21 protein-coding genes are annotated in these 23,162 nt (G+C 60.4%); 18 read left to right on the top strand and 3 right to left on the bottom strand.

All coding sequences use genetic code 11. The features are described 5' to 3' along the window. The first annotated feature begins 66 nt into the window (after window positions 1-66). From AC0Z8Z_RS21160 to rarD, 4 genes are all read left to right on the top strand, one after another. On the top strand, window positions 67-831 hold the full coding sequence (locus AC0Z8Z_RS21160; protein WP_485620399.1) for a TOBE domain-containing protein: 765 nt from the start codon (window positions 67-69) through the stop codon (window positions 829-831). 103 nt (window positions 832-934) lie between these two features. After that, window positions 935-2,848 (top strand): PhoX family protein, encoded by a 1,914-nt coding sequence (locus tag AC0Z8Z_RS21155; protein ID WP_485620398.1) that lies wholly within the window; start codon window positions 935-937, stop codon window positions 2,846-2,848. Window positions 2,849-3,149: 301 nt separating this feature from the next. Next, window positions 3,150-4,124, top strand: coding sequence for a serine/threonine protein kinase (locus AC0Z8Z_RS21150; RefSeq protein ID WP_485620397.1), 975 nt, complete (start codon window positions 3,150-3,152; stop codon window positions 4,122-4,124). A gap of 56 nt (window positions 4,125-4,180) precedes the next feature. After that, the gene (rarD, locus tag AC0Z8Z_RS21145) at window positions 4,181-5,074 is read left to right on the top strand and encodes an EamA family transporter RarD (RefSeq protein ID WP_485620396.1); all 894 of its coding nucleotides are present in this window, start codon (window positions 4,181-4,183) and stop codon (window positions 5,072-5,074) included. 59 nt (window positions 5,075-5,133) lie between these two features. Here rarD and AC0Z8Z_RS21140 read toward each other — a convergent pair whose 3' ends face one another. Beyond that, a complete protein-coding gene (locus AC0Z8Z_RS21140) occupies window positions 5,134-5,652 on the bottom strand; it encodes a glycine cleavage system transcriptional repressor (protein ID WP_485620395.1) in 519 nt (172 codons plus the stop codon). A 479-nt stretch (window positions 5,653-6,131) separates the two neighbouring features. On the opposite strand from AC0Z8Z_RS21140, the gene AC0Z8Z_RS21135 reads away from it, so the two are divergent. Continuing rightward, window positions 6,132-8,309: a malate synthase G gene (locus AC0Z8Z_RS21135; RefSeq protein ID WP_485620394.1), complete on the top strand. Its 2,178-nt coding sequence runs from the start codon at window positions 6,132-6,134 to the stop codon at window positions 8,307-8,309. Window positions 8,310-8,406: 97 nt separating this feature from the next. On the opposite strand, the gene AC0Z8Z_RS21130 is transcribed toward AC0Z8Z_RS21135, so the two are convergent. Further along, window positions 8,407-8,853, bottom strand: coding sequence for a response regulator (locus AC0Z8Z_RS21130; protein ID WP_163022123.1), 447 nt, complete (start codon window positions 8,851-8,853; stop codon window positions 8,407-8,409). A gap of 234 nt (window positions 8,854-9,087) precedes the next feature. Here AC0Z8Z_RS21130 and AC0Z8Z_RS21125 point away from each other — a divergent pair, with 234 nt between their 5' ends. The 12 genes from AC0Z8Z_RS21125 (at window position 9,088) to AC0Z8Z_RS21070 (ending at window position 21,313) form a co-directional block, all read left to right on the top strand. Then, the gene (locus tag AC0Z8Z_RS21125) at window positions 9,088-11,022 is read left to right on the top strand and encodes a putative nucleotidyltransferase substrate binding domain-containing protein (RefSeq protein WP_485620393.1); all 1,935 of its coding nucleotides are present in this window, start codon (window positions 9,088-9,090) and stop codon (window positions 11,020-11,022) included. A gap of 10 nt (window positions 11,023-11,032) precedes the next feature. Then, window positions 11,033-11,752, top strand: coding sequence for a 3'-5' exonuclease (locus tag AC0Z8Z_RS21120; protein WP_485620392.1), 720 nt, complete (start codon window positions 11,033-11,035; stop codon window positions 11,750-11,752). 171 nt (window positions 11,753-11,923) lie between these two features. Further along, window positions 11,924-12,442, top strand: coding sequence for an RNA polymerase sigma factor (locus tag AC0Z8Z_RS21115; RefSeq protein WP_272632876.1), 519 nt, complete (start codon window positions 11,924-11,926; stop codon window positions 12,440-12,442). Then, entirely contained in the window at window positions 12,439-13,431 is a 993-nt protein-coding gene (locus tag AC0Z8Z_RS21110; RefSeq protein ID WP_485620391.1) for a FecR domain-containing protein, read from the top strand. The genes AC0Z8Z_RS21115 and AC0Z8Z_RS21110 overlap by 4 nt, the downstream gene beginning before the upstream one ends. 120 nt (window positions 13,432-13,551) lie before the next feature. Further along, on the top strand, window positions 13,552-15,987 hold the full coding sequence (locus AC0Z8Z_RS21105; RefSeq protein ID WP_485620390.1) for a TonB-dependent siderophore receptor: 2,436 nt from the start codon (window positions 13,552-13,554) through the stop codon (window positions 15,985-15,987). Window positions 15,988-16,068: 81 nt separating this feature from the next. Beyond that, complete coding sequence (locus tag AC0Z8Z_RS21100; protein ID WP_485620389.1) at window positions 16,069-17,208, top strand: PepSY-associated TM helix domain-containing protein; 1,140 nt, start codon at window positions 16,069-16,071, stop codon at window positions 17,206-17,208. Next, the gene (locus AC0Z8Z_RS21095; protein WP_122536496.1) at window positions 17,205-17,396 is read left to right on the top strand and encodes a hypothetical protein; all 192 of its coding nucleotides are present in this window, start codon (window positions 17,205-17,207) and stop codon (window positions 17,394-17,396) included. Before AC0Z8Z_RS21100 ends, AC0Z8Z_RS21095 begins: the two co-directional genes overlap by 4 nt. A gap of 287 nt (window positions 17,397-17,683) precedes the next feature. Beyond that, window positions 17,684-18,172, top strand: a complete 489-nt coding sequence (locus AC0Z8Z_RS21090; RefSeq protein ID WP_485620388.1) for an Hcp family type VI secretion system effector — start codon at window positions 17,684-17,686, stop codon at window positions 18,170-18,172. Window positions 18,173-18,186: 14 nt separating this feature from the next. Continuing rightward, window positions 18,187-18,675, top strand: coding sequence for a hypothetical protein (locus tag AC0Z8Z_RS21085; protein ID WP_192173156.1), 489 nt, complete (start codon window positions 18,187-18,189; stop codon window positions 18,673-18,675). Beyond that, entirely contained in the window at window positions 18,676-18,936 is a 261-nt protein-coding gene (locus AC0Z8Z_RS21080) for a hypothetical protein (RefSeq protein ID WP_485620387.1), read from the top strand. Between the two features lie 327 nt (window positions 18,937-19,263). Next, window positions 19,264-20,577 carry an MFS transporter gene (locus tag AC0Z8Z_RS21075; RefSeq protein WP_485620386.1) on the top strand — a complete coding sequence of 438 codons (1,314 nt, stop codon included), beginning with the start codon at window positions 19,264-19,266 and terminating at the stop codon, window positions 20,575-20,577. Window positions 20,578-20,683: 106 nt separating this feature from the next. Further along, entirely contained in the window at window positions 20,684-21,313 is a 630-nt protein-coding gene (locus AC0Z8Z_RS21070; protein ID WP_485620385.1) for a glutathione S-transferase family protein, read from the top strand. Between the two features lie 218 nt (window positions 21,314-21,531). On the opposite strand, the gene rloA2 is transcribed toward AC0Z8Z_RS21070, so the two are convergent. Then, window positions 21,532-22,032, bottom strand: a complete 501-nt coding sequence (gene rloA2, locus AC0Z8Z_RS21065; protein ID WP_172609950.1) for a retropepsin-like aspartic peptidase RloA2 — start codon at window positions 22,030-22,032, stop codon at window positions 21,532-21,534. 221 nt (window positions 22,033-22,253) lie between these two features. Here rloA2 and AC0Z8Z_RS21060 point away from each other — a divergent pair, with 221 nt between their 5' ends. Continuing rightward, window positions 22,254-23,141 (top strand): acyltransferase, encoded by an 888-nt coding sequence (locus tag AC0Z8Z_RS21060; RefSeq protein ID WP_485620384.1) that lies wholly within the window; start codon window positions 22,254-22,256, stop codon window positions 23,139-23,141. The last annotated feature ends 21 nt before the right edge of the window (window positions 23,142-23,162 follow it).

Genomic DNA, 23,162 nt, shown 5'->3' with positions numbered 1-23,162 from the left:
GCATTTGGGCGTGAGCCGTTTTGCCTTACACTCCGGCGTCTTCACTCTCAGCGCATCCGACCCCCTATGTCACTACCGCCGTCCCTCACCCAGCACATGGTTCGTCGCCCCCATCGCATTGCGCTGTTGCAGCACATTGCCGAGCAGGGTTCGATCACCCGTGCAGCAAAGAGCGCAGGGCTGAGCTACAAGGCGACATGGGACGCCATTGATGAGCTGAACAACCTGGCGCAGCAACCGCTGGTCGAGCGCAGCGTCGGCGGTCGAGGGGGCGGCGGCGCGAAATTGTCGGCCGAAGGCGAGCGGGTGCTGCGGCTTTATCAGCGCTTGCAGGCGTTGCAGACCCAACTGCTGGAAACCTCGGAGGAGTCCAATGACCTCGCCTTGCTCAGCCGCTTGATGCTGCGCACCAGCGCGCGCAATCAGCTGCATGGTCAGGTCAGCGGCGTTCGTTCTCAGGGCCGCAACGACATGATCACGTTGCAGCTCGCGGGCGGCTTGTCGATCGAGGCGCTGATCACCCACGACAGCACCCTGCGACTGGGGCTTGAGATCGGCACGGATGTGTTCGCCCTGATCAAGGCCGGCTGGCTGGCGTTGCTGGCGCCCGAGCAGCTTGAAACAACCGGACACAATTGCCTCACCGGGAAAATCGAGGAAATTTTCAATGCTGAGGATGGCCCGAGCGAAGTCAGAATCGTTCTTCCCAGCCATCAAATCCTTTGCGCCGTGGTCGACGCGGACCGGCTGCACGCCTTGCAGCTAAAGGTCGGCGGTGAGGTTAAGGTTCAATTTGCGCCCTCGAATATTCTGCTCGGCACGCCGCTTTAAGCGCCGCTTGCACGCTAGCCCGACCCCCGACTCGTCATCTGACCGACACAATAACGTCATCCGAACTGCATAGGGTTTTGCCCTAAACCGCAGGGAGCCCGTGATGACGCTATTAAAAGATAACCAATCTACCGACCTCGAAAACATGGTTGGCCTGACCCGACGCGGATTCATCAGCGCGGGCGCCCTGTGCGGCGCAGCGATGTTTCTCGGGGGCAACCTGCTCAGCCGCAGCGTGATGGCCGCCAGTGTCAGCGCCGCCAACAGCACGCTGCTCGGCTTCGACAGCATCCCCTCTTCCACCGCTGACAGCATCAGTCTGCCGCCCGGCTATCGCTCCTCGGTCCTGATCAGTTGGGGCCAGCCGCTGCACACCAACGGCCCGGCATTTGACCCCAGCGGAAAAGGCACTGCAAAGATGCAGGAGCTGCAATTCGGCGACAACAATGACGGCATGAGCTTGTTTACCTTCCCCGGTGACAAGCCGGAGACCGCCGGCCGCGCACTGATGGCGATCAACAACGAATACACCAATTACCGCTACCTCTTCGATCACGGCAAAGACCCGCAATCCGCCGAAGACGTGCACAAGGCTCAGGCGAGCGAAGGTGTGTCGGTGATTGAGGTCAAGCGCGACGGTCAGCAGTGGGCGTTCGTACAAGGCTCCAAATACAACCGGCGCATTCACGGCAATACGCCGATCCACCTGAGCGGCCCGGCTGCCGGCCATGAATGGCTGAAGACCGCCGCGGACAAGACCGGCAAGAACGTCCTCGGGACCTTCCAGAACTGCGCCAACGGCAAGACGCCGTGGGGCACCTATCTGACCTGCGAAGAGAACTTCACCGACTGCTTCGGCAGCAGCGATCCGGCACAGACCTTCGACGCCGCGACCAAACGCTATGGTGTGACGGCCGCCAGCAAGGAAGTGAACTGGCACCTGCACGACCCGCGCTTCGACGTCGCGAAAAACCCCAACGAACCCAATCGCCATGGCTGGGTGGTTGAGATCGATCCGTTTGATCCGAAATCAACGCCGGTCAAACGCACCGCCCTGGGCCGCTTCAAACACGAAAACGCTGCGCTGACGGAGACAAAGGACGGCCGCATCGTGGTGTACATGGGCGACGACGAACGCGGCGAGTTCATCTACAAATTCATCAGCCGGGACAAGGTCGATCACAAAAACCCCAAGGCCAACCGCGACATCCTCGACCACGGCACGCTGTACGTGGCGCAGTTCGACGCTGGCGACAGCAATCCCGATCATCCGAAAGGCCAGGGGAAATGGATTGAGCTGAGCCACGGCAAGAACGGCATCGACGCGGCCAGTGGTTTCGCCAATCAGGCTGAAGTGCTGATTCATGCGCGCCTCGCGGCGAGCCAGGTGAAAGCGACGCGCATGGACCGGCCCGAGTGGATCGTCGTCAGCCCCAACGACGGCCAGGTCTATTGCACACTGACCAACAACATCAAGCGCGGCGATGAAGGCCAGCCGGTCGGCGGTCCGAACCCCCGGGCGAAAAACCAGTACGGGCAGATTCTGCGCTGGCAGGAAACCGGGTCAGATGCCGCCGCCATGGACTTTGCGTGGGACTTGTTTGTGGTCGCCGGCAACCCGGGCGTGCATGCCGGTACGCCCCTGGGTGGATCAAACAACATCAATCCGCAGAACATGTTCAACAGCCCGGACGGCCTGGGCTTCGACGTGGCCGGGCGGCTGTGGATTCTGACGGATGGCGACTCCACCAATGCCGGCGACTTCGCAGGCATGGGCAATAACCAGATGCTGTGCGCCGACCCTGCAAGTGGAGATATCCGCCGGTTCATGGTCGGGCCAGTAGGCTGTGAAGTAACCGGCATCAGCTTCGCGCCCGACCAGAAAGCGCTGTTCGTCGGCATTCAGCACCCCGGCGAAAACGGCGGTTCGACCTTCCCCGAGCACGTGCTGAATGGCAAGCCGAGGTCATCGGTGATGGTGATCACGCGTGAGGATGGCGGCGTGATCGGCGCATAAGTAGCGCTGCAATGCGTTCGAACTCATGCGCTGGGTGACGGGCGATGCATAACCTGTGGGAGTGAGCTTGCTCACGAAGGGGCCAGTACATCCGCCGAATTCTCTGCGGACCGAACACCGCATTCGCGAGCAAGGTGGAGCGCCACCCCGGTCGCCCCCACAAGAATCCCGGTCGTCTGCTGATGCAGCTTTCCAAGCCGCACCGCACTTACGGAAGTAAGCGTGCCACTGTGTCAGGTGTAACACGCCTGAGTTACCATGACTGGCCCGACGCGGCAGCCTGCTGCGCGCAGGAGTTAGCATGGCCCACCCGTTTGCAACACTTACACCTGACCTGGTGCTGGACGCCGTCGAGAGCATCGGCTTTGTCACCGACGCCCGTATTCTCGCGCTCAACAGCTATGAGAACCGCGTCTATCAGGTCGGCATCGATGAACAGCAGCCGCTGATTGCCAAGTTCTACCGGCCCGATCGCTGGACCAACGAAGCCATTCTCGAAGAGCACAGCTTCACCGCAGAACTCGCTGACGTCGAAATCCCCGTCGTCGCGCCCCTCGTCCACAACGGCGAGACCTTGTTCGAGCACGCCGGTTTTCGTTTCACCCTCTTCCCCCGTCGTGGCGGTCGCGCGCCAGAACCCGGCAATCTTGAACAGCTCTACCGTCTCGGCCAGTTGCTGGGGCGCATTCACGCCGTCGGCGCCACGCGCCCGTTCCAGCACCGCGAAGCCCTCGGCGTGCAGAACTTCGGCCATAACTCGCTCAACTACCTGCTGGACAACGACGTGATTCCGCGCAGCCTGCTGCCGGCCTATGAATCCGTTGCCAAAGACCTGCTCAAGCGCGTCGAAGACGTCTACGCCGCCACGCCCCATCAGAACATCCGCATGCACGGCGATTGCCACCCCGGCAACATGATGACCCGCGACGACATCTTCCACATCGTCGATCTCGACGACTGCCGCATGGGCCCGGCGGTGCAGGACGTCTGGATGATGCTCGCGGGTGATCGTCAGGACTGCCTGAGTCAGCTGTCGGAATTAATGGACGGCTACAACGAGTTTCACGATTTCGATCCCCGTGAACTGGCGCTCATCGAACCGCTGCGCGCACTGCGCCTGTTGCATTACAGCGCCTGGCTGGCGCGTCGTTGGGACGATCCTGCGTTCCCCCACAGCTTTTCCTGGTTCGGCACCGAACGCTATTGGGGTGACCAGGTGCTGGCGCTGCGCGAGCAGTTGTCCGCGCTGAACGAGGAGCCGCTGAAGCTGTTCTGAAAACGCTGAATACGCTGCAGGACACCACAACAAAAAAACTTGCCGAAGGACCACCCATGCAAGCTGCCAACCCGCGACGCGGGTACATTCTGGGCCTGAGCGCCTACATCATCTGGGGGCTGTTTCCGATTTACTTCAAGGTGCTGGCGAGCGTTCCTTCGCTGGAAATCATCGTCAATCGGGCGATCTGGTCGGCCATCTTCGGTTCGCTTCTGCTGCTGGTCTGGAAGCATCCCGGCTGGTGGCAAGAGCTGCGGGATAACCCTAAACGCCTCGCCATTCTCGCCTGCAGCGGCACGCTGATCGCCGCTAACTGGCTGATTTACGTCTGGGCCGTGAACAACAACCACATGGTCGAAGCCAGCCTGGGCTACTTCATCAACCCGCTGATCAACGTGATGCTCGGCATGGTGCTGCTGCGTGAAAGACTGCGGCCGTTGCAATGGGTCGCGGTGATGCTGGCGTTGATCGGTGTGCTTCAGCAGGTCTGGCAAGTGGGCAGTCTGCCGTGGGTGTCGCTCGCGCTGGCGTTCACCTTTGGCTTCTACGGCCTGATTCGCAAAAAAGCGCCCGTGGCTGCGTTGCCCGGGCTGGTGGTGGAGACCTGGATTCTGGTGCCACTGGCCGTGGGCTGGTTGATTTTCAACCCGCTGGCCCACAGCGCACAGCCGGCGTTCTGGACCACATCCGAGGCACTCTGGCTGGCGGCGGCCGGTCCGGTGACCCTCGTGCCGCTGGTGTGTTTCAACGCCGCAGCAAGGCATTTGCCCTACGCGACGCTGGGCTTTTTGCAGTACATCGCGCCGACGCTCGTGCTGGCCCTGGCGGTTGTGCTGTACGACGAACACATGCCCTCGGCCACCTTGGTAACCTTCGCCTTCATCTGGTCCGGGTTGATCATCTACAGCGTCGACGCCTGGCGCTCCCTGCGCAGACGCGCCCAAGCCTGATGGAATAGAGTAATCGCTGTAGGCCTTCTAAAGAGCAGGGCCTACAGCGGCGACATTGTTTACTCGTCCGCCGGCAAATGCAGTTCCACCATCAGGTCATCCGCCAGGGTTTCCAGCCGCTGTTGCAGCACATCCAGTGAAAGATCCATCGGCAATCCCAACTCGGCATGGGCGCGAAACAGCGTTTCGCTGCTCATGGGGGCGGGCTCGACGCTGGTCACCAGATGCTCCAGGTTGACGCCTTGCTCGGTCAGCACGCGAGTGACGTCGCGCACGATCCCGGATCGATCATTGCCCACCAGCTCCATGGTGATGGGCCTGCACTCCGGCAAGGATTCCGGAAGGACTTCGGCGAACAGGACGCGGATGCCTTTTGCCGAAAGCCCTTCCAGCGCGCTGCGCAGGGGCGGATGCGCGTCGACCGGCGCGCTGACCCGCAGGATCCCGGCGAACTGCCCGGCCATGTGTGACATACGGCTTTCCAGCCAATTGCCACCGTGATCGGCAATGCATGCCGCGAGCTGCTCGACCACGCCTGGCTTGTCCGGCGCTGACACTGTGACGATAAGATGATCCACAAACGACTCCTTTGATGCAGCGACTGAGGCCTGTTTAATACCACGCCTCCTGGGTTGCAGGGTGTTTGCGGGGAGTATAGGCACGTCTAACCGGCGCGCAGTGGCGTCACTGCTTCAGGAATTTTTGTGTACGATCCTGATAATTATCTGGAACAATCTGCACATTCTTTGAGAACATCCGGCACCGCTGCGTGACCGAATGCCCAAGTTCGGTCGCTCGGTGCACTTTCAGTCTGATTTTCATGCCGCAACTCATCATGTAGTATCGCTTCGCGTTCACTACATAGATGTCGAATCCAGGCCTGATCCGATGTTCCTGCAAGGCCAAAACCTGTTTCCGCGCTTTACTTCAGGTGCCCGCCGCCCCGCCCAGCCGCCCGTACCGGCATGTTCTGGAAGGGCTCGCAGTGACGTCGATGGCTTTAACAAGAAAGCGCTCATGATTGAAGCGCAGATAGCTGAGCAGAGTGAGGCAAGCAATGACTGAACACGTTCAAGTCGGTGGCCTGCGGGTCGCCAACGTCCTGCTGGATTTCGTGAACAACGAAGCCATTCCTGGAACCGGCCTCGACGCCGCTGCATTCTGGGCCGGTGCCGATGCGCTCATCCATGAGCTCGCGCCCAAGAACAAAGCCCTGCTCGCCAAGCGAGATGAATTCCAGGCGCGTATCGACGCCTGGCATCAGTCCAATGCCGGCAACGCCCACGACGCGGCCGCCTACAAGGCGTTCCTGCTGGAAATCGGCTATCTGCTGCCGGAACCGCCGGACTTCCAGATCACCACACAACACGTCGATGAAGAAATCGCTCGCATGGCCGGCCCGCAATTGGTGGTGCCGGTGATGAACGCACGCTTTGCGCTCAATGCTTCGAATGCCCGCTGGGGCTCGCTGTATGACGCGCTTTACGGCACCGACGCCATCAGCGAAGCGGGCGGCGCGGAAAAGGGCCAGGGCTACAACCGGGTACGCGGCGACAAAGTCATTGCCTTCGCCCGCAGGTTTCTGGACGAAGCCGCCCCGCTGTCGGCGGGGTCCCATGTTGACTCGACCGGCTACAAACTGGTCGACGGCATGTTGATTGTCAGCCTCAAGGGCGGCAGCAATACCGGCCTGCGCGATGATGCTCAACTGATCGGCTTCCAGGGCGACGCGTCGACGCCGACTGCGCTGCTGTTCAAGCACAACGGCCTGCACTTTGAACTCCAGATCGACGCGACGAGCCCGGTCGGCCAGACCGATCCGGCCGGCGTCAAAGACGTGCTGATGGAAGCGGCGCTGACCACTATCATGGATTGCGAAGATTCCATCGCCGCCGTCGACGCCGACGACAAGGTGGTCGTGTACCGCAACTGGCTCGGGCTGATGAAGGGTGATCTGTCCGAAGAAGTCTCCAAAGGCGGTACGAGCTTCACCCGTACGATGAACGCCGACCGCGTCTACACCTCACCCACCGGTGAACCCGTCACGCTGCATGGCCGTTCTCTGTTGTTCGTGCGCAACGTCGGTCACCTGATGACCATCGATGCAATCCTCGACAATCAGGGCAACGAAGTCCCGGAAGGTATTCTTGACGGCCTGCTGACCAGCCTCGCGGCCATCCACAACCTCAAGGGCAATACCTCCCGCGCCAACAGCCGCACGGGCTCGGTGTACATCGTCAAACCGAAGATGCACGGCCCGGAAGAAGTGGCATTCACCAACGAGTTGTTCGGGCGCATTGAGGCTGTGCTGAACCTGCCGCGCAACACGCTGAAAGTCGGAATCATGGACGAAGAGCGTCGCACCACGATCAACCTCAGGGCCTGCATTCAGGCGGCAAGCGAGCGTGTGGTGTTCATCAACACGGGCTTCCTGGACCGCACCGGCGACGAGATTCACACGTCCATGGAAGCGGGGCCTGTCGTGCGCAAGGCGCAGATGAAGGCTGAGAAGTGGATCGGCGCGTATGAAAATTCAAACGTCGATATCGGCTTGAAATGCGGCCTGCAAGGGCGCGCGCAAATCGGCAAAGGCATGTGGGCGATGCCTGACTTGATGGCCGCGATGCTCGAACAGAAAGTCGCCCACCCACTGGCTGGTGCGAATACCGCCTGGGTTCCGTCGCCTACCGCCGCGGCGCTGCATGCACTTCATTACCACAAGGTCGATGTGTTCGCGCGTCAGGCTGAGCTCGCCCAGCGCGCGCCGGCCTCGGTCGACGACATTCTGACCATCCCGCTGGCACCGAACACCGACTGGACGGCTGAGGAGATTCAGAACGAGCTGGACAACAACTCACAGGGCATCCTCGGTTATGTGGTGCGCTGGATCGATCAGGGCGTAGGCTGCTCGAAGGTGCCGGACATCAACGACATCGGCCTGATGGAGGACCGTGCCACGCTGCGGATCTCCAGCCAGCACATCGCCAACTGGCTGCGCCATGGTGTGGTCAGCGAGCAGCAGGTGATGGAAAGTCTCAAGCGCATGGCGCCGGTGGTGGACCGTCAGAACGCAGGCGATGCGCTGTATCGCCCGCTGGCGCCGGACTTCGACAGCAATATCGCGTTTCAGGCAGCGGTCGAGCTGGTGATCGAAGGCACGCGGCAGCCCAATGGCTACACCGAGCCGGTCCTGCACCGTCGCCGTCGGGAGTTCAAGGCGAAACACGGCGCGTAATCAGCGCCCAAACAAAAAGGCGGTGTCCAGTTAAGTGGACACCGCCTTTTTTATTGCACAACTTTTTATGGCAAAACGCAGCTCGAAGGCGGCGTTATCAGGCCATTTCCAGTTCTCGCTTCACCAGGCGCAACAGCTGCTTGGTGTTGATCGGCTTGAGCAGAAAATCCACCACGCTCAGGTGCATGGCGTCGATGGCGTCGCGCACATTGGCGTCGCCGGACACGATAATGATCGGCAACTCCGCACGGTCCGATTCACGCACGCGACGGATCAGGTCCAGCCCGTCGCATGGCGCCATGCGCAGATCGGTGATCAAGAGCGCAATGGACGGCCGGGTCTGCAGCAAATGCATGGCGCTGGTGCCGCCGGCGGCGGTGATGCAGCTGATGTCATTGAGACTGAGAATTTCGGCCAGAACTTCCCGAGCATCCTTGTCGTCATCGACGATCAACACCCGTTGTGGCGATTGGGATGCAGGCGCGAGCATTACCTCATTGAGGGCTTCGCGCTCTTCATCACTCAAAATACTGTGATCGAACATACCCGTCTCATCTTCCTGTCGACTTCAATTCTGACAGCGCAAACGATTGATACGCTGCACATCCTGTCGGCTTCATGCCGGGCCCTTAAAGCCTCGTGCTCACTGCATCGCTGCGGTATTACACCTTGGTTCGATGCGATTCAACGCCTTTGCAGTCACCTAAGACTTACGTCCAATGGGCACTGCCCGATAAGCGGTCGACCATGGGGTCAATAAAAACAAGCGGTATCGGTCATGAGCAAAGCGGACGCTTTTACCCAGGCAGGCAAAACAGCCGTTCTGCAGAACATCCACGGCACGATGCAGTTTCTGCAAAAATTCCCGCCGTTCAACCAGATGGAAAACGCCCATCTGGCCTACCTTGTCGAGCAGTGTCACCTGCGTTTCTACGCTACAGACGAGAGCATCATCAAGCCTAGCGATGGGCCAGTAGAACATTTTTACATCGTCAAACAAGGCCGCGTGGTGGGCGAGCGCCCTCACTCGGCAAAAGGCGGCACCGAGACCACGTTCGAAATCACCACGGGCGAGTGCTTTCCCCTCGCCGCGCTGCTCGGCGAACGCGCCACGCGGACCGAACATCTGGCGGCCCAAGACACCTTCTGCCTGCAGCTGAACAAGCAAGCCTTCATCAAGTTGTTCGCGCTCTCCAATGAATTCCGCGACTTCGCTCTGCGCGGCGTCAGCAGTCTGCTCGATCAGGTGAATCAGCAAGTAAAGCAGAAGGCGGTGGAAACACTCGGCACCCAATATTCGCTGAACACGCGGCTGGGTGAACTGGCGATGCGTCATCCGGTGACGTGCTCCCCCGAGACGCCGCTGCGCGAGGCCGTGCGGCAGATGGACGAGCAACAGGTCGGCAGCATTGTGATCGTGGATGAGGCCAAGGCGCCGCTGGGCATCTTCACGCTGCGCGATTTGCGTCAGGTCGTTGCGGACGTCAACGCCGACTTCGGCCAACCCATTGAGCGCAGCATGATTGAGGCGCCGTTTTATCTGAGCCCGGACGCCAGCGCGTTTGACGCAGCCATTGCCATGACTCAGCGGCATATCGCTCACGTGTGCCTGGTCAAGGATCAGCGCCTGTGCGGCGTGGTGTCCGAGCGCGACCTGTTCTCGCTGCAGCGTGTGGATCTGGTGCATCTTGCGCGCACCATCCGCAGCGCGCCGCGCATCGATTCGCTGGCCAACCTGCGCGGCGACATCGTCCAACTGGTGGACCGAATGCTTGCCCACGGCGCCTCGTCCACGCAGATCACCCAGATCATCACCCTGCTCAACGACCACATGGTCTGCCGCGTCATCGAGCTTACGCTTGAAGAAAAAGGCGATCCCGGCATTGCTTTCAGCTGGCTGTGTTTCGGCAGCGAGGGCCGGCGCGAGCAAACGCTGTACACCGATCAGGACAACGGCATTCTGTTCGAGGCCGGGGATGCCGCCGAGGCCGCCGAAATACGCGGCCGGCTGCTGCCCATCGCCGAGCGGATCAATCAAAGCCTGGCGGTGTGCGGATTTGCCCTGTGCAAGGGCGGGATCATGGCGAGCAATCCGCAGCTGTGCCTGTCGCGTATCGAATGGGCGCGGCGATTCGGCTCCTTCATTCGCGAAGCCACGCCGGAGAACCTGCTGTCGTCTTCCATCTATTTCGATCTGCGCGTGGTCTGGGGCGATGAAAGCGGCGGCGATCAATTGCGTCAGAGCATTCTTGCCCAGGTGGCAGACAACGCGTTGTTCCAGCGCATGATGGCCGACAACGCCCTGCGTCAACGCCCGCCGGTGGGCCGTTTCAAGGATTTCGTGGTCGCCCGCAAAGGCAGCGAAAAAGACACGCTGGATCTGAAAACCCAAGGCCTGACGCCATTTGTCGACGGCGCGCGGTTGCTGGCGCTGGCCAACGGCGTCGAGGCCAGCAATACGCTGGAAAGGCTGCGCCAACTGGTCGCCAAAGAGGTTATCGACCCGCTGGACGGTGCGGCGTATGAAGAGGCCTACCACTTCATCCAGCAAACCCGCATGCAGCAACATCAGCAGCAAAACCGGCAAAATCTGCCGTACTCCAACCGCATCGACCCGGATGTGCTCAATCATCTGGACCGACGCATTCTGCGTGAGTCGTTCCGCCAGGCGCAGCGGCTGCAGACCAGCCTCACCGTGCGCTACCAACTGTAAGCGACTGATCATGAATTTGTTCCGCTGGCTCAAGCCAAACAGACGCGCCGTCGCCCCTGAACTCACGCCTGAACAGCTACGACGCCTGCGCGCCCTGCCCGGCCCGACCGCATTGGATCGGAAGACATTGCGTCAGCAACGCTGGGTCGTGGTCGATCTTGAAACCAGCGGGCTGAATCTGCAGCGGGACGAAGTTCTGTCGATCGGCGCGGTGGTCATCGAAGACGGCGCGATCGATCTGGGGCAGCAGTTCGAGCGCACGCTGATGCGCACCGATCACAAACTCAGCCCCAGCGTGTTGCTTCACGGCCTAGGGCCCACGGCAATTGCCGCAGGCAGCGAGCCAGTCGAAGCACTGCTGGATTTCATGGCGTTCGTGGGTGACAGCCCGCTGCTGGCGTTTCACGCGGCGTTCGACGAACACATGCTGGGGCGTGCATTAAAAGAAAGCCTGAGCTATCGCCTGCTGCACCCCTTCATCGATGTCGCTCACATCGCGCCCTTCATTTGCCCGAACGCGAATTTGCGTCAGGCAGGCCTGGACGACTGGACGCGATTCTTCGGGCTTCACGCCGAAGAGCGTCATCACGCCAGCGCCGATGCCCTGGTGACCGCCGAGCTCGCGATGATCCTGTTCAGCCACGCCAGGCGACAAGGGATAGAAACCCCCGCACAGCTTGAGCAAGGTGTGGCGAAATGGCGACGGCAGCAGCAGTCGCACTCGTTTTAGCATCCATCCTCTGCGCCAGCCTCCGCATCCCGTCTCGCCTTACAAACCGAATGGTCGATTCGTACATCAACCGTTCGGCTTGTTCCTACAAGGACCAATTGCCAGTATTGGGCGGCTCTGACACAATCGCGAACAATTCTCGTTAGCCACTTTGTTCTCCTCGGTGCGTTCGTGTCGTCACTTCAAAGTCCCCAGCAGCAGCTCGTCGGAACGCTCTATCGCGACCACCGCGGCTGGCTGCTGGGTTGGCTCCGACGCAACGTGGCCTGCCCCCATCGCGCCGAAGACCTGAGCCAGGACACGTTCATTCGCCTGCTGGGCCGCGAGCAATTGCTTGAACCCCGCGAGCCCCGGGCCTTTCTGGTCTCGATCGCGAAAGGCTTGTTGTTCGACCACTTCCGCCGAGCCGCCCTGGAGCAGGCGTATCTGGACGAGCTGATGCTGATTCCCGAGGGCGAACAACCTTCGCTGGAAGAGCAGCAACTGATTCTCGATGACCTCAAAGCCATTGATCGCCTGCTGGGCAAGCTCTCCAGCAAAGCGCGCGCCGCCTTTTTGTACAACCGCCTGGACGGGATGCCCCACGCGGAGATCGCCACAAAGCTCGGCGTTTCCGTACCCCGCGTGCGTCAGTATCTGGCGCAGGGTTTGCGCCAGTGCTACATCGCGCTGTATGGCGAGCCAACATGAGCCGTATTTCCACCCGACCTGTTTCATCCCCCGTGCTGGACGCCGCCATTGCCTGGCAGCTGTGCCTGGATTGCGGTCGAGGCAGTGAGGTCGAGCGCGAAGAGTTCGCCAAGTGGTACGCCGCCAGCGACGAGCATGCCCGCGCCTGGATGCAGCTGGGCATGGTCGATCAACGTTTCGCCGGCACCACCGGCCCGGCACGTTCGGCGCTTCTGCGGTCCCGTGATGGCATCGGTGTGCGGTTGCGCAAGCTGGGCCGCGGGGTTGCAGGCTTCGCGCTGGCGCTGGGCTTGACGGTGTTTTTGGGGGATCGCCTGCTGCCGGTGGATTACTGGCTCGCGGATCTGCGCACCGCCACCGGCGAGCAACGCACCATTCGCCTGTCGGATAACACCCTTATCCGGCTCAACACCCACACCGCGCTGGACGTGCGGTTCGATGACACACAGCGACGGATCGTGCTTCAGGAAGGCGAAATCTTCGTGGAGACCGGGAGCCACAGCGACGCGCGTCCGTTCATCGTCGAAACCCCGGAAGGGCAGATGCGCGCCCTGGGCACGCAGTTTCTCGTCAAACGGCAGGCTGATGGCACGCTGTTGAGCGTGCTGCAATCAGCCGTTGCCGCTCATCCGCAGGCTTCCACCCACGAACTGGTGCTGAACGAAGGCCAGCAGATGTTGATTCATCGCAACAGCCTCGGTCCCATGCTGGCCCTCGCACCCGGTACCGGCGCCTGGATGCGCGGCATGCTGGTGGTCGATAACGCCCGCCTGGGAGACGTGGTCGCGGAGCTTGCCCGTTATCGCCAGGGCCATCTCGGCGTAGCGAAAGACGTTGCGGACCTTCGCATCACCGGCAGCTTTCCGCTGACCAACACGGATCTGGCGCTCAAGGCATTGACGCCCACGCTACCCGTGCAGATCGAAGCGCGTACGCCGTGGTGGGTGACGGTGGTCCGCAGCGAGAAAAAGCCGACGACTGCGCTGTAAATACTGCCCTTTAAATAAAGGCCCGCGAGCGAGTGCGACTTATTTTCTCCCGGCCCTATCACTTTTCAGATCTCGTTCGGCACATAGGCATTGAGAACCATTTCCTTCGAGGTGCCGTTCATGTCCCGCACGCTTCAAACCCTTCTGCGACCGAGTCTGCTGGCTATCGCCGTCGCCATTGCCGCACCGATGCTCAGTGCGCCGCTGATGGCCGCCTCCCAGGCGTCCAGCGTGCGCGCCTACAATCTGCCGGCCGCGCCGTTGTCGACGACGCTGACGCAGATTGCCAGTCAGGCGGGCCTGGCGCTGTCGCTGGATCCGGCACTGGCCGCGGGCCGCACGTCGGCGCCGGTTCAGGGTCAATTCGACGCATCAGGTGCGATGGGGCAGGCGCTCCGTGGCACCGGCTTGCAATTGAACCTGACCACGGCGGGCACTTACACCCTCGTGGCTGCGCCTGAAGGTGCGATGGCATTGCCGGCCACCAGCATTCAAGGCAGTCAGGAAAGTTTCGAAAACGCGTGGGGGCCGGCGCAGGGCTATGCCGCGAGTCGCACCGCAGCGGGCACCAAAACCGACACCGCGCTGGTCGAAGCGCCGCGCTCGATCTCGGTCGCGACCCGGCAGCAGATGCAGGATCGCGCAGTACAGAACATCGACGACGCCGTTCGCTACATGCCGGGCGTGGTCGCCAGCAGTTACGGCAGCGACAGCCGGGCCGAATGGCTGAAGGTCCGCGGTTTCGAACCCACCCAATTCCTCGACGGCTTGCCGCTGCCCAAAGGCGCCTACGTGATGCCGAAGATGGAAACCTGGGACCTGGAGCGCATCGCCCTCCTGCGTGGGCCGGCGTCTTCGGTTTACGGTCAGACCCCGCCGGGCGGCATGCTCGACATGGTCAGTCGTCGCCCTGAAGCCGAAGCCAGCCATGAAGTGCAGGTTCAGGTCGGCACTTACAATCGCAAGCAGATCAGCTTCGACAGCACCGGCAAGATCGACGACGCCGACAATTTCGAGTACCGCGTCAGCGGCGTCGTGCGCGACAGCGGCACCTCGGTGGATCACATCGATGACAAGCGTTACAACATCGCGCCGAGCCTGACCTGGAACATCGACCCGGACACCAAGCTGACCTTCCTCAGCCAGTTCAATCGCGACGATACCGGCATCACCAGCCAGTTTTTGCCGATCCAGGGCACCAAATACCCGTCGGCCGTAGGCCGCGTGAAGTACCACGAAAACCTCGGCGATCCGGACTGGGAGTTTTACGACAAAACCTATTACGCGCTGGGCTATGCCTTCGAGCATCGTCTGAACGACGTCTGGCAGTTCAAGCAGAACGTCCGCTACACCAAGAGCGACCTGTCCTTTCAGGGGATCACGGCCGGTGGCTTCTTCGGTTCGGTCAGCGATGATGGCACCGTCCAACGCGGCGCCAACGTCGTGAACGAGGACATCTCCCAGTTCGCGCTGGACAACAACCTGCAAGCCGACTTCGACACGGGCGCTCTCAAACACACTGTGCTGCTGGGGCTCGACTATCAACGCCTGAACCACAACTACAAATGGCAGTACGGCGCCGCGCCGACCAGCAACATCGCCAACCCGATTTACGGGCAGGACTTCAGCAACGTCGACTACACCGCGTATCAGGACTACAACCAGAAAACCCAGGACGTCGGTGTCTACATTCAGGACCAACTGGCCCTGGATAACTGGCGTCTGACCCTAGGCGGGCGCCAGGATCTGCTCAAGACCGAATCGAAGTTCTACAACAGTGATCAGTCCGATGACCGCACCGACAGCGCGTTCACCGGCAACGCCGCGCTCAGCTACGTCTTTGACTCCGGCTTCACGCCGTACATTTCGTATGCCGAGTCATTCCAGGCCGAGCAAGGCGGCGCCAATGGCGTAGCGTTTCAGCCAGGGACGGGCAAGCAGTACGAAGTGGGTCTTAAATACCAGCCGCCGGGCAGCAACATCATCTTCACTGCGGCCGCGTACGACCTGACCCGTCGCAACATCGTGCTCAGCGATACCCTTGGCGTGCAGCGTCCTCTGGGCGAAGCAAAGGTGCGTGGCTTCGAGCTGGAAGCGGTGGGCAATGTCACCGACAACCTGAAAGTGACGGCGTCCTACACCTACGCCAACAGCAAGATGACCAAGGTCACCGACCCGCTGGACAAGAATCGTCCGCTGCCACTCACGCCTGAAAATCAGGCGGCGATCTGGGGTGATTACACGTGGCACAACGGCGTGCTAGACGGGTTCGGCCTGGGCTTTGGCGCGCGATACATTGGCGAAACCGACAACATTGCAATAGGAAGTTACGGTTTTGTCGCCGACTCCAACTACGGCCACAGCAATGCTTACACCGTCTACGACGCCGCCGTGCATTACGACCTCGGCCGCATGAGCACGTCGTTCAAGGGCGTGAGCGTGTCGGTCAACGCCAACAACGTTTTCGACAAGGAATACATTTCCACCTGCGACGGCTTCTACTGCTATTACGGCGACCGCCGTACAGTGCTCGCGAGCGTAGACTACAAATGGTAATCGTTTAAACTCTCATTACCTGAAACAAGGGCCGCTCCCATACAGCGGCCTTTGTTGCTTTCGCCTACTCCGGATTTCCACATGAAAAGCCAAACCATCCGCCGCTGGTCTTTCATCCACACGTGGACCAGCCTGATCTGCACGGCATTCCTGCTGATGCTGGCAATCACCGGCTTACCCCTGATCTTCAGTCACGAGATCGCTCACCTGACGGGCGATGCGCCGGAATTCAAGGAAATGCCCGCCGGCACTCCGCATCTCGACCTCGAACAACTCGTCCGCTCAGCCGAAGCCCACCGCCCCGGCGACGTGATGCAGTACTTCGGCTGGGACGACGATGACCCCAACGGCGTCTACGCCATCATGGGCAAAACTGCCGGCGGCGACCCGAACGAATCCCACAGTTTCATGATCGACGCGCGCACCGGCGAAGCGATGGAAACCCCGAATGCCAATGGCGGTTTCATGATGATCATGCTGCGCCTGCATGTGGACATGTACGCGGGGCTGCCGGGCAAACTGTTGCTGGCGTTCATGGGCCTGCTGTTTGTCATGGCGATCGTTTCCGGCGTCGTGCTGTACGCACCCTTCATGCGCCGTCTGGATTTCGCCACGGTGCGGCCGAATAAATCCACGCGGGTGCGCTGGCTTGATCTGCACAACCTGATCGGCGTCGTCACCCTGACCTGGGCCATTGTCGTCGGCCTGACCGGCGTGCTTAATGCCTGCGCCGATCTGGTGATCGCGCAATGGCGTACCGACGCGCTGATGACCATGATCGCGCCATACAAAGACGCCCCTCCTCTGGCCGAGCGCGGACCAGCCACCCGGCTGATCGAGATATCGAAGGCCACCGTCCCCGGCGCCGAGCCGAGCTTCATAGCCTTTCCCGGATCGCGCTTTTCCAGCGAGCATCATTACGCGGTGTTCATGAAAGGCGACACGCACCTGACCTCCCACCTGCTGACCCCTGTCCTGATCGACGCTCAGGATCTGCACGTGACCGCAACGCTGGGACGCCCGTGGTACATGGACGCACTTCTGTTGTCGCAACCGCTGCACTTCGGTGACTACGGCGGCATGCCGATGAAAATCCTCTGGGCCGCGCTCGATGTGCTGACGATCCTCGTCCTCGGCAGTGGCTTGTACCTGTGGTGGGTCCGCCGCCGCGCCGCTGTCGCCGTCGCGCAGGCAGTGGCCGTAGAGGCGGAAGTCGCATGACCCGACACAAAAAACACTCTGCATTCTGGAAGACATTCGCCAAACCGGGCTGGATTGCACTGCTGACAGCGATTGGTCTGTTTGCGGCGCTGCTGGGCGACGGCGCGTGGGACGTGCTGTCGTGGATCGGCATGGCGATCCCGGCCTGGCTTAGTTGCAAGGGGCTGATGGCGCGCAAGCGGGTTTGATTCACCGCCCCACGTTTCTACATGATTTACATCGAACCGCACCCAATGGACCGGTTTGCTTTGACGACGGCAGGGGGTGCGCGCATCCGCAGTAAAACATCACACCCTGCCCGGCACCCGCCCCGTCGTTATAAATCGAACAAGTCTGTAAGAAACCTCCCTCCAAACAACAGTAAGCGTCCTGCACGCTCCGTGCTCATAGGCTGACCTCGCCCACGAGTCACCATCCCGATAATCGATATTCCGCCCTGGCAGGGCATCCACACTATCCATCGGGAAGACGCACCATGGCGCTCGACGCTTTTTTGAAGATCGAAGGCATTCCTGGCGAAGCTCTGGATGAGCAGTGCAAAGACTGGATTGAAATCACCGGGTATTCGTTCGGCACCTACCAGAGCGCGTCCGTTACAGCCAGCACGGCAGGGGGCGCAACTTCCGGGCGTACCACGCTCAGCAACCTGACGCTGACGAAGATGCTCGACAAATCGAGCTGCAAACTGATGGCGGCCAACTGCGCCGGAGAGCACTTCAAGGAAGTGAAGCTTTCCGTACACCGTGCAGGGGGGGACAAAATGAAGTTCTACGAAATCATTCTCGAAGAAGTGATCATTGCCGAATACAACCAAATCGCCAACGACGGCATTCCCACCGAACTCATCCAGCTCAACTACGGCCGAATCCGCTCGACCTACACCCTGCAAAAAAGAAACGACGGGAGCGGGGCCGGCAGCGTAACGGGCGGATGGGACAGGATCGGCAATAAGCAATATTGCTGAGCGAGGGACAGGTCATGGACTTCGAACGCACCCAACATGTCGGCCATTACGGGGTCGTGTTCACGCTTATTCACTTCACCGTGCAGCCGGACGATGCCGCATCGTTGAGAACGATCAACCTACCGGAAATAACCAAGGGTCATTTTGAGGTTATCCGGTTGATTGAGGAAACCTACGAGCGAATGCTTGCGCAGGGGCGGCCTTGCCGAATGGTGCTTGCGGTGTCTAATCGCCTTAGCCGGAATACTGCCGATCTATTAAATGATCAACGAGTGAGAGTGGGTGGCGCCATATCCTCGCTGAGCGGCAAAGCTGTTACAGAGGTGTTCGGTCCGATAGTAGGAGGGATGGCGGGCATGTTCTCAGGAGGGAAGGCCAAACAAGGAATTCCGACCTACCACGTCGGTGATGTAATAGTCAGTATCGACGCACAAGTTGCGGGAGGTATTGGCCCTCAGAGATCCTCGTCAGCATTGCTGCTTAAAAACAACGGTGATGGCTAGATGGCGTTTTATATCTCGTTAGTCATCGTCGCGGCTGCCATCTGGAGCGCCTGTCGAGTCACAAGACAATGGCGCTATCAGTGGGTGCTTGGCCTCGCCATCATCGTCTTTTGGTTCTCTTACGTTGTCCCTTGGGTCGTGAGAGCGGAAGCAATTGAAGATGAGCAGTTTCTTGATTATGAAATATTGCTCGAAGGCCTGCTCTACGTAGGATTGGGATTACTGGGCGACAACTGGTGGCGTGACGACGAGCCAAAGTAGCGAATCGCATTGCTTCAACCCACCAACTGGCTTGTCCCACGCGCCTCCTCGCGCGGGGCAAGCACGTTCCGCCATCCTAGTCATCACATAACCTCCCGCCATTTACAAATCCAGCGGGCCCGCGTTCTGCCTCCGATCTCACGACTCCATAGGCGCTCGATCACCCCAAAGCCCAGCCCCGCCGGTGACAATCCCGTTACATAAAGAAATACAATCGCGATTTACGGGTATTTCAATTGACAACAAAACGTGCGTTTGACTAAATCCAGTCATACGACGACGTATAACGATCGCCGCCAAATAAAAACAATACCCAGAGTGGACTCGATGAAAATCAAAGGCATCCGTTGGTGGATGGTCGCGCTGATAACCGGCGGCCTGATCGTCAACTATCTCGCACGCAACACCCTCTCCGTCGCCGCTCCCACCATGATGAGCGAGCTGAACATTTCCACCGAACAGTACTCGCACGTCGTCATCGCGTGGCAGATGGGCTATGCCTTCATGCAGCCGGTTGCCGGCTATGTGATCGACGCCATTGGCACCAAAATCGGCTTTGCAGTGTTCGCTATCGCCTGGTCGGTGGCGTGCGCATCAGCAGCCATGGCAACCGGCTGGCAGAGTCTGGCGTTCCTGCGCAGCTTGCTGGGCATCACTGAAGCGGCAGGTTTTCCGGCGGCGATCAAAGCAACGACTGAATGGTTTCCCGCCAAAGAGCGCTCGGTCGCCATCGGCTGGTTCAACATCGGTTCGTCGATCGGTGCGTTGCTGGCCCCTCCCCTCGTGGTCTGGGCGATTCTGCACAGCGGCTGGCAGATCGCGTTCATCATCGTCGGCGGGCTGGGCCTGCTGTGGAGCGCTGGTTGGCTGTTCTTCTACAAGCACCCGCGCAATCAGCGTCTGCTGGGCGATGTGGAGCGCGATTACATTCTTGCGGGTCAGGAATCCCACCTGAAGGACGCGCCCACCAAGCACGCCAGCTGGAAGAAGATCGTCGGCACCCGCAATTTCTACGCAATCGCCTCGGCCCGCATGCTGTCGGAGCCGGCATGGCAGACCTTCAACGCCTGGATTCCGCTGTACCTGATGACCGAGCGCCACATGAACATCAAGGAAATCGCGATGTTTGCCTGGCTGCCGTTTCTCGCCGCCGACATCGGCTGCGTGTTGGGCGGTTACCTGAGCCCGTTTTTCTACAAGCATTTCAATGTGTCGCTGCTGACGTCGCGCAAGATGGTGATGGTATTGGGCTCGCTGTGCATGATCGGACCGGGCTGCATCGGTCTGGTGGACAGCCCTTATGTCGCCATCGCACTGCTGTGCGCGGGCGGTTTTGCGCACCAGACGCTGTCGGGCGCCTTGTACGCCATCACGTCGGACTCCTTCGGCAAGAACGAAGTGGGCACGGCAACCGGTCTGGGTGGCATGTTCGGGTTTCTCGGCGCGGCATTGTTCACGCTGGTGCTCGGGATCATGGTCACCAAGGTAGGCTACAGCCCACTGTTCGTGGCGCTGGCCGCTTTCGATCTCATCGCCGCCACGATCATCTGGTTTGTTGCCAAGCCGCTGTTGACCGGCACACCTTCGGCGCAGTCCGGCAGCGCATCGGCTGATTCGGCAGATGGGGTCCCGACGGTCTGACATTTATGTACGGGCCTTCGCAAATCGGCCCGGCATTGACTCAGGATATTGCGCAGCGTCCCGGCCCTCACTAGTCTGAAGGCTCAGCCCGATCAGAGGAATGCCCATGTCTGCGCCCAGCATGACGCTGTATTACAACGCCGCTTCGCCATTCGCGCGCAAGGTACTGATCTTGCTTCATGAAACCGGACAGGCAAGCCGGGTGAGTCTCAAGGCGGTTGCGCTCACCCCCGTCAGCCCCGACGCTGAAGTCTGTCGCGACAATCCGTGCGGGAAAATTCCGGCGCTGTGCCTGGCCGACGGTAACGTGATCCATGACAGCCGGGTGATTCTCGACTACCTGGACCAACAACATGTCGGCAACCCCCTCATTCCCAAGGAAGGCTCGGCGCGCTGGCGGCGATTGACGCTCGCGTCACTGGCCGATGCCCTCATGGACGCTGCGCTGCTCATTCGGTACGAGACCTTCCTGCGGCCCGAGGAGAAACATTGGTCGGAATGGCTCGACGCCCAACAAGAGAAAATCGCCCGCACCCTGGCCTATTTCGAGGCCGAAGCCGTCACTGAATTGAGTACGCATTTCGACGTCGCATCGATCAGCGTGGCCTGTGCGGTGGGCTATCTGGATTTCCGCCAGCCGAATCTGGGCTGGCGCAGCAGCTACCCGCGATTGGCAAACTGGTATGACGAAGTCAGTCAGCTGCCGTCGATGCTGAAGACTCAGCCGCCTGCGTGAGCAATGTGGAGCGCCACCCCGGTCACGCCCATAAGCCCAGCCGCGCGGCCGAAATCTCGAGTCTGCCTTGATCCTGAGGGAGCGAGCTTCCTCGCGAAAGGGGCGACAGCCGCTGCTTTCTTTGGCGCCTGAATCGCCGTTTCGTGAGCAAGCTCACGCCCATAGGGGGTGTGTTTGCTGCAAGACAGCGCGTCGGCTGGACGACGGGAGATCTCCCATCAGCACTCAGGCTTGTCCGCCGTATAACGACGGGCCGGATTAACCGCCGCGCCGAATTCGCGCAGGGCCTTGGCGCCGATCAGTAACGGGTAGTTGAAGTGACTGCGGTCGACGAGGTTGACCTCCACGGTGCGCTTCACGCTGCCCAGGCATAGTTCGAGGTCAACAACCGGGCGCTTGGTGGGATCGGCAGGCTCTTCGTCATCGTCGCCTTCGGAACGGCCCTTGATCCGGCTGATGCGCGAAACTTTGTGCTCATACACTTTGCTGTCGGCGTCCTTGGTCGCCAGACGGAAACGCACCCAGTCATCGCCATCGCGCTTGAACAGTTCGATGTCCTTGGCCGACAGCGATGCGGTCAACGCGCCGGTGTCCATTTTGGCTTTGAACGTCTCGCCGATTTCCGAGACCTGGATGTATTCGTAACGGCCGTACAACGTCGGTTCGGCAGCCATGACAGGCAACGCCAGCAAAGACATAAGCGCCAGAAGGGATTTCACGGATTTGATTCCTCGTGATGAATGGGCGAAGCGTGTGCCCGGTTTAGACCGTCACTTTGCCGATGGTTCGCGCCGGGACTGGAGCACCGGGCAGTCGCGGTGCAGGCAATGCCGAGCGTACCGAAAGCGGCGTGAAACATTCGTCGGTATCGCCAGGGATTTTGCGCCAACCGCCCGGCCTGCTTATCATTGCGCGCCACCCTGTCGACCGCGAGTGCCTTATGCGTCACCTGCTTACCGGAATTGCCGTCACGCTGCTGCTTCTGCTCAACACGCTGGTGCTGATCGGCCCGCTGATGGTCTTTGCGCTGCTCAAGTTGGTGTTCCAGAGCGAGATGCGCGACAACTGCTCGGCAGCAGTGATGTGGATCGCCGAGACCTGGTGTGAAATCAACAAGCTGATCTTCAAAATTTGCCTGCCAACCCAGTGGGAAATCCGCGGCGATGAAGGCCTGCGTGGCGACACTTCTTACTTGGTCATCGGCAACCATCAGTCCTGGGTGGATATTCCGGCGTTGGTGCAGGCGCTGAATCGGCGTACGCCGTTCTTCAAATTCTTCCTCAAGAAAGAACTGATCTGGGTGCCGTTTCTAGGCTTGGCGTGGTGGGCGCTCGACTACCCGTTCATGAAGCGCTACACCAAAGCGTTTCTCGCCAGGCATCCCGAGCTCAAGGGCAAGGATCTGGCGATCACCCGGGAAGCGTGCGAGCTCTTCAAACGTCAGCCGGTGACGATCGTGAATTATCTGGAAGGCACACGCTTCACGCCGGCGAAGAAAGCCCAACAGGCTTCGCCGTACCGCCATCTGCTCAAGCCCAAGGCAGGCGGCGTCGCATTCGTGCTGGCGGCGATGGGTGAGCAACTGGACGCGGTGCTCGATGTGACGGTGGTCTATCCGAGCGCACGAATTCCCGGGTTCTGGGACTTGATATCAGGACGGGTGCCGCGGGTGATCGTCGACATCAAGACCCGCGAACTCAACCCTGCGCTGTGGCAGGGCGATTATGAGAATGACCCGGTGTTCCGCGTGTATGTGCAGGACTGGGTCAACCGGCTGTGGGAAGAGAAGGATGCGCGAATTGCCGAGTTACGCGGTCTGATTTCCTAGCACCACTTCTTGGCAACAAGC

Source organism: Pseudomonas sp. 1L-C-7-B-C1, from assembly GCF_057291635.1.
Note: the sequence above shows the minus strand (reverse complement) of the source record. Positions and strands in the feature narration are given on the sequence as shown.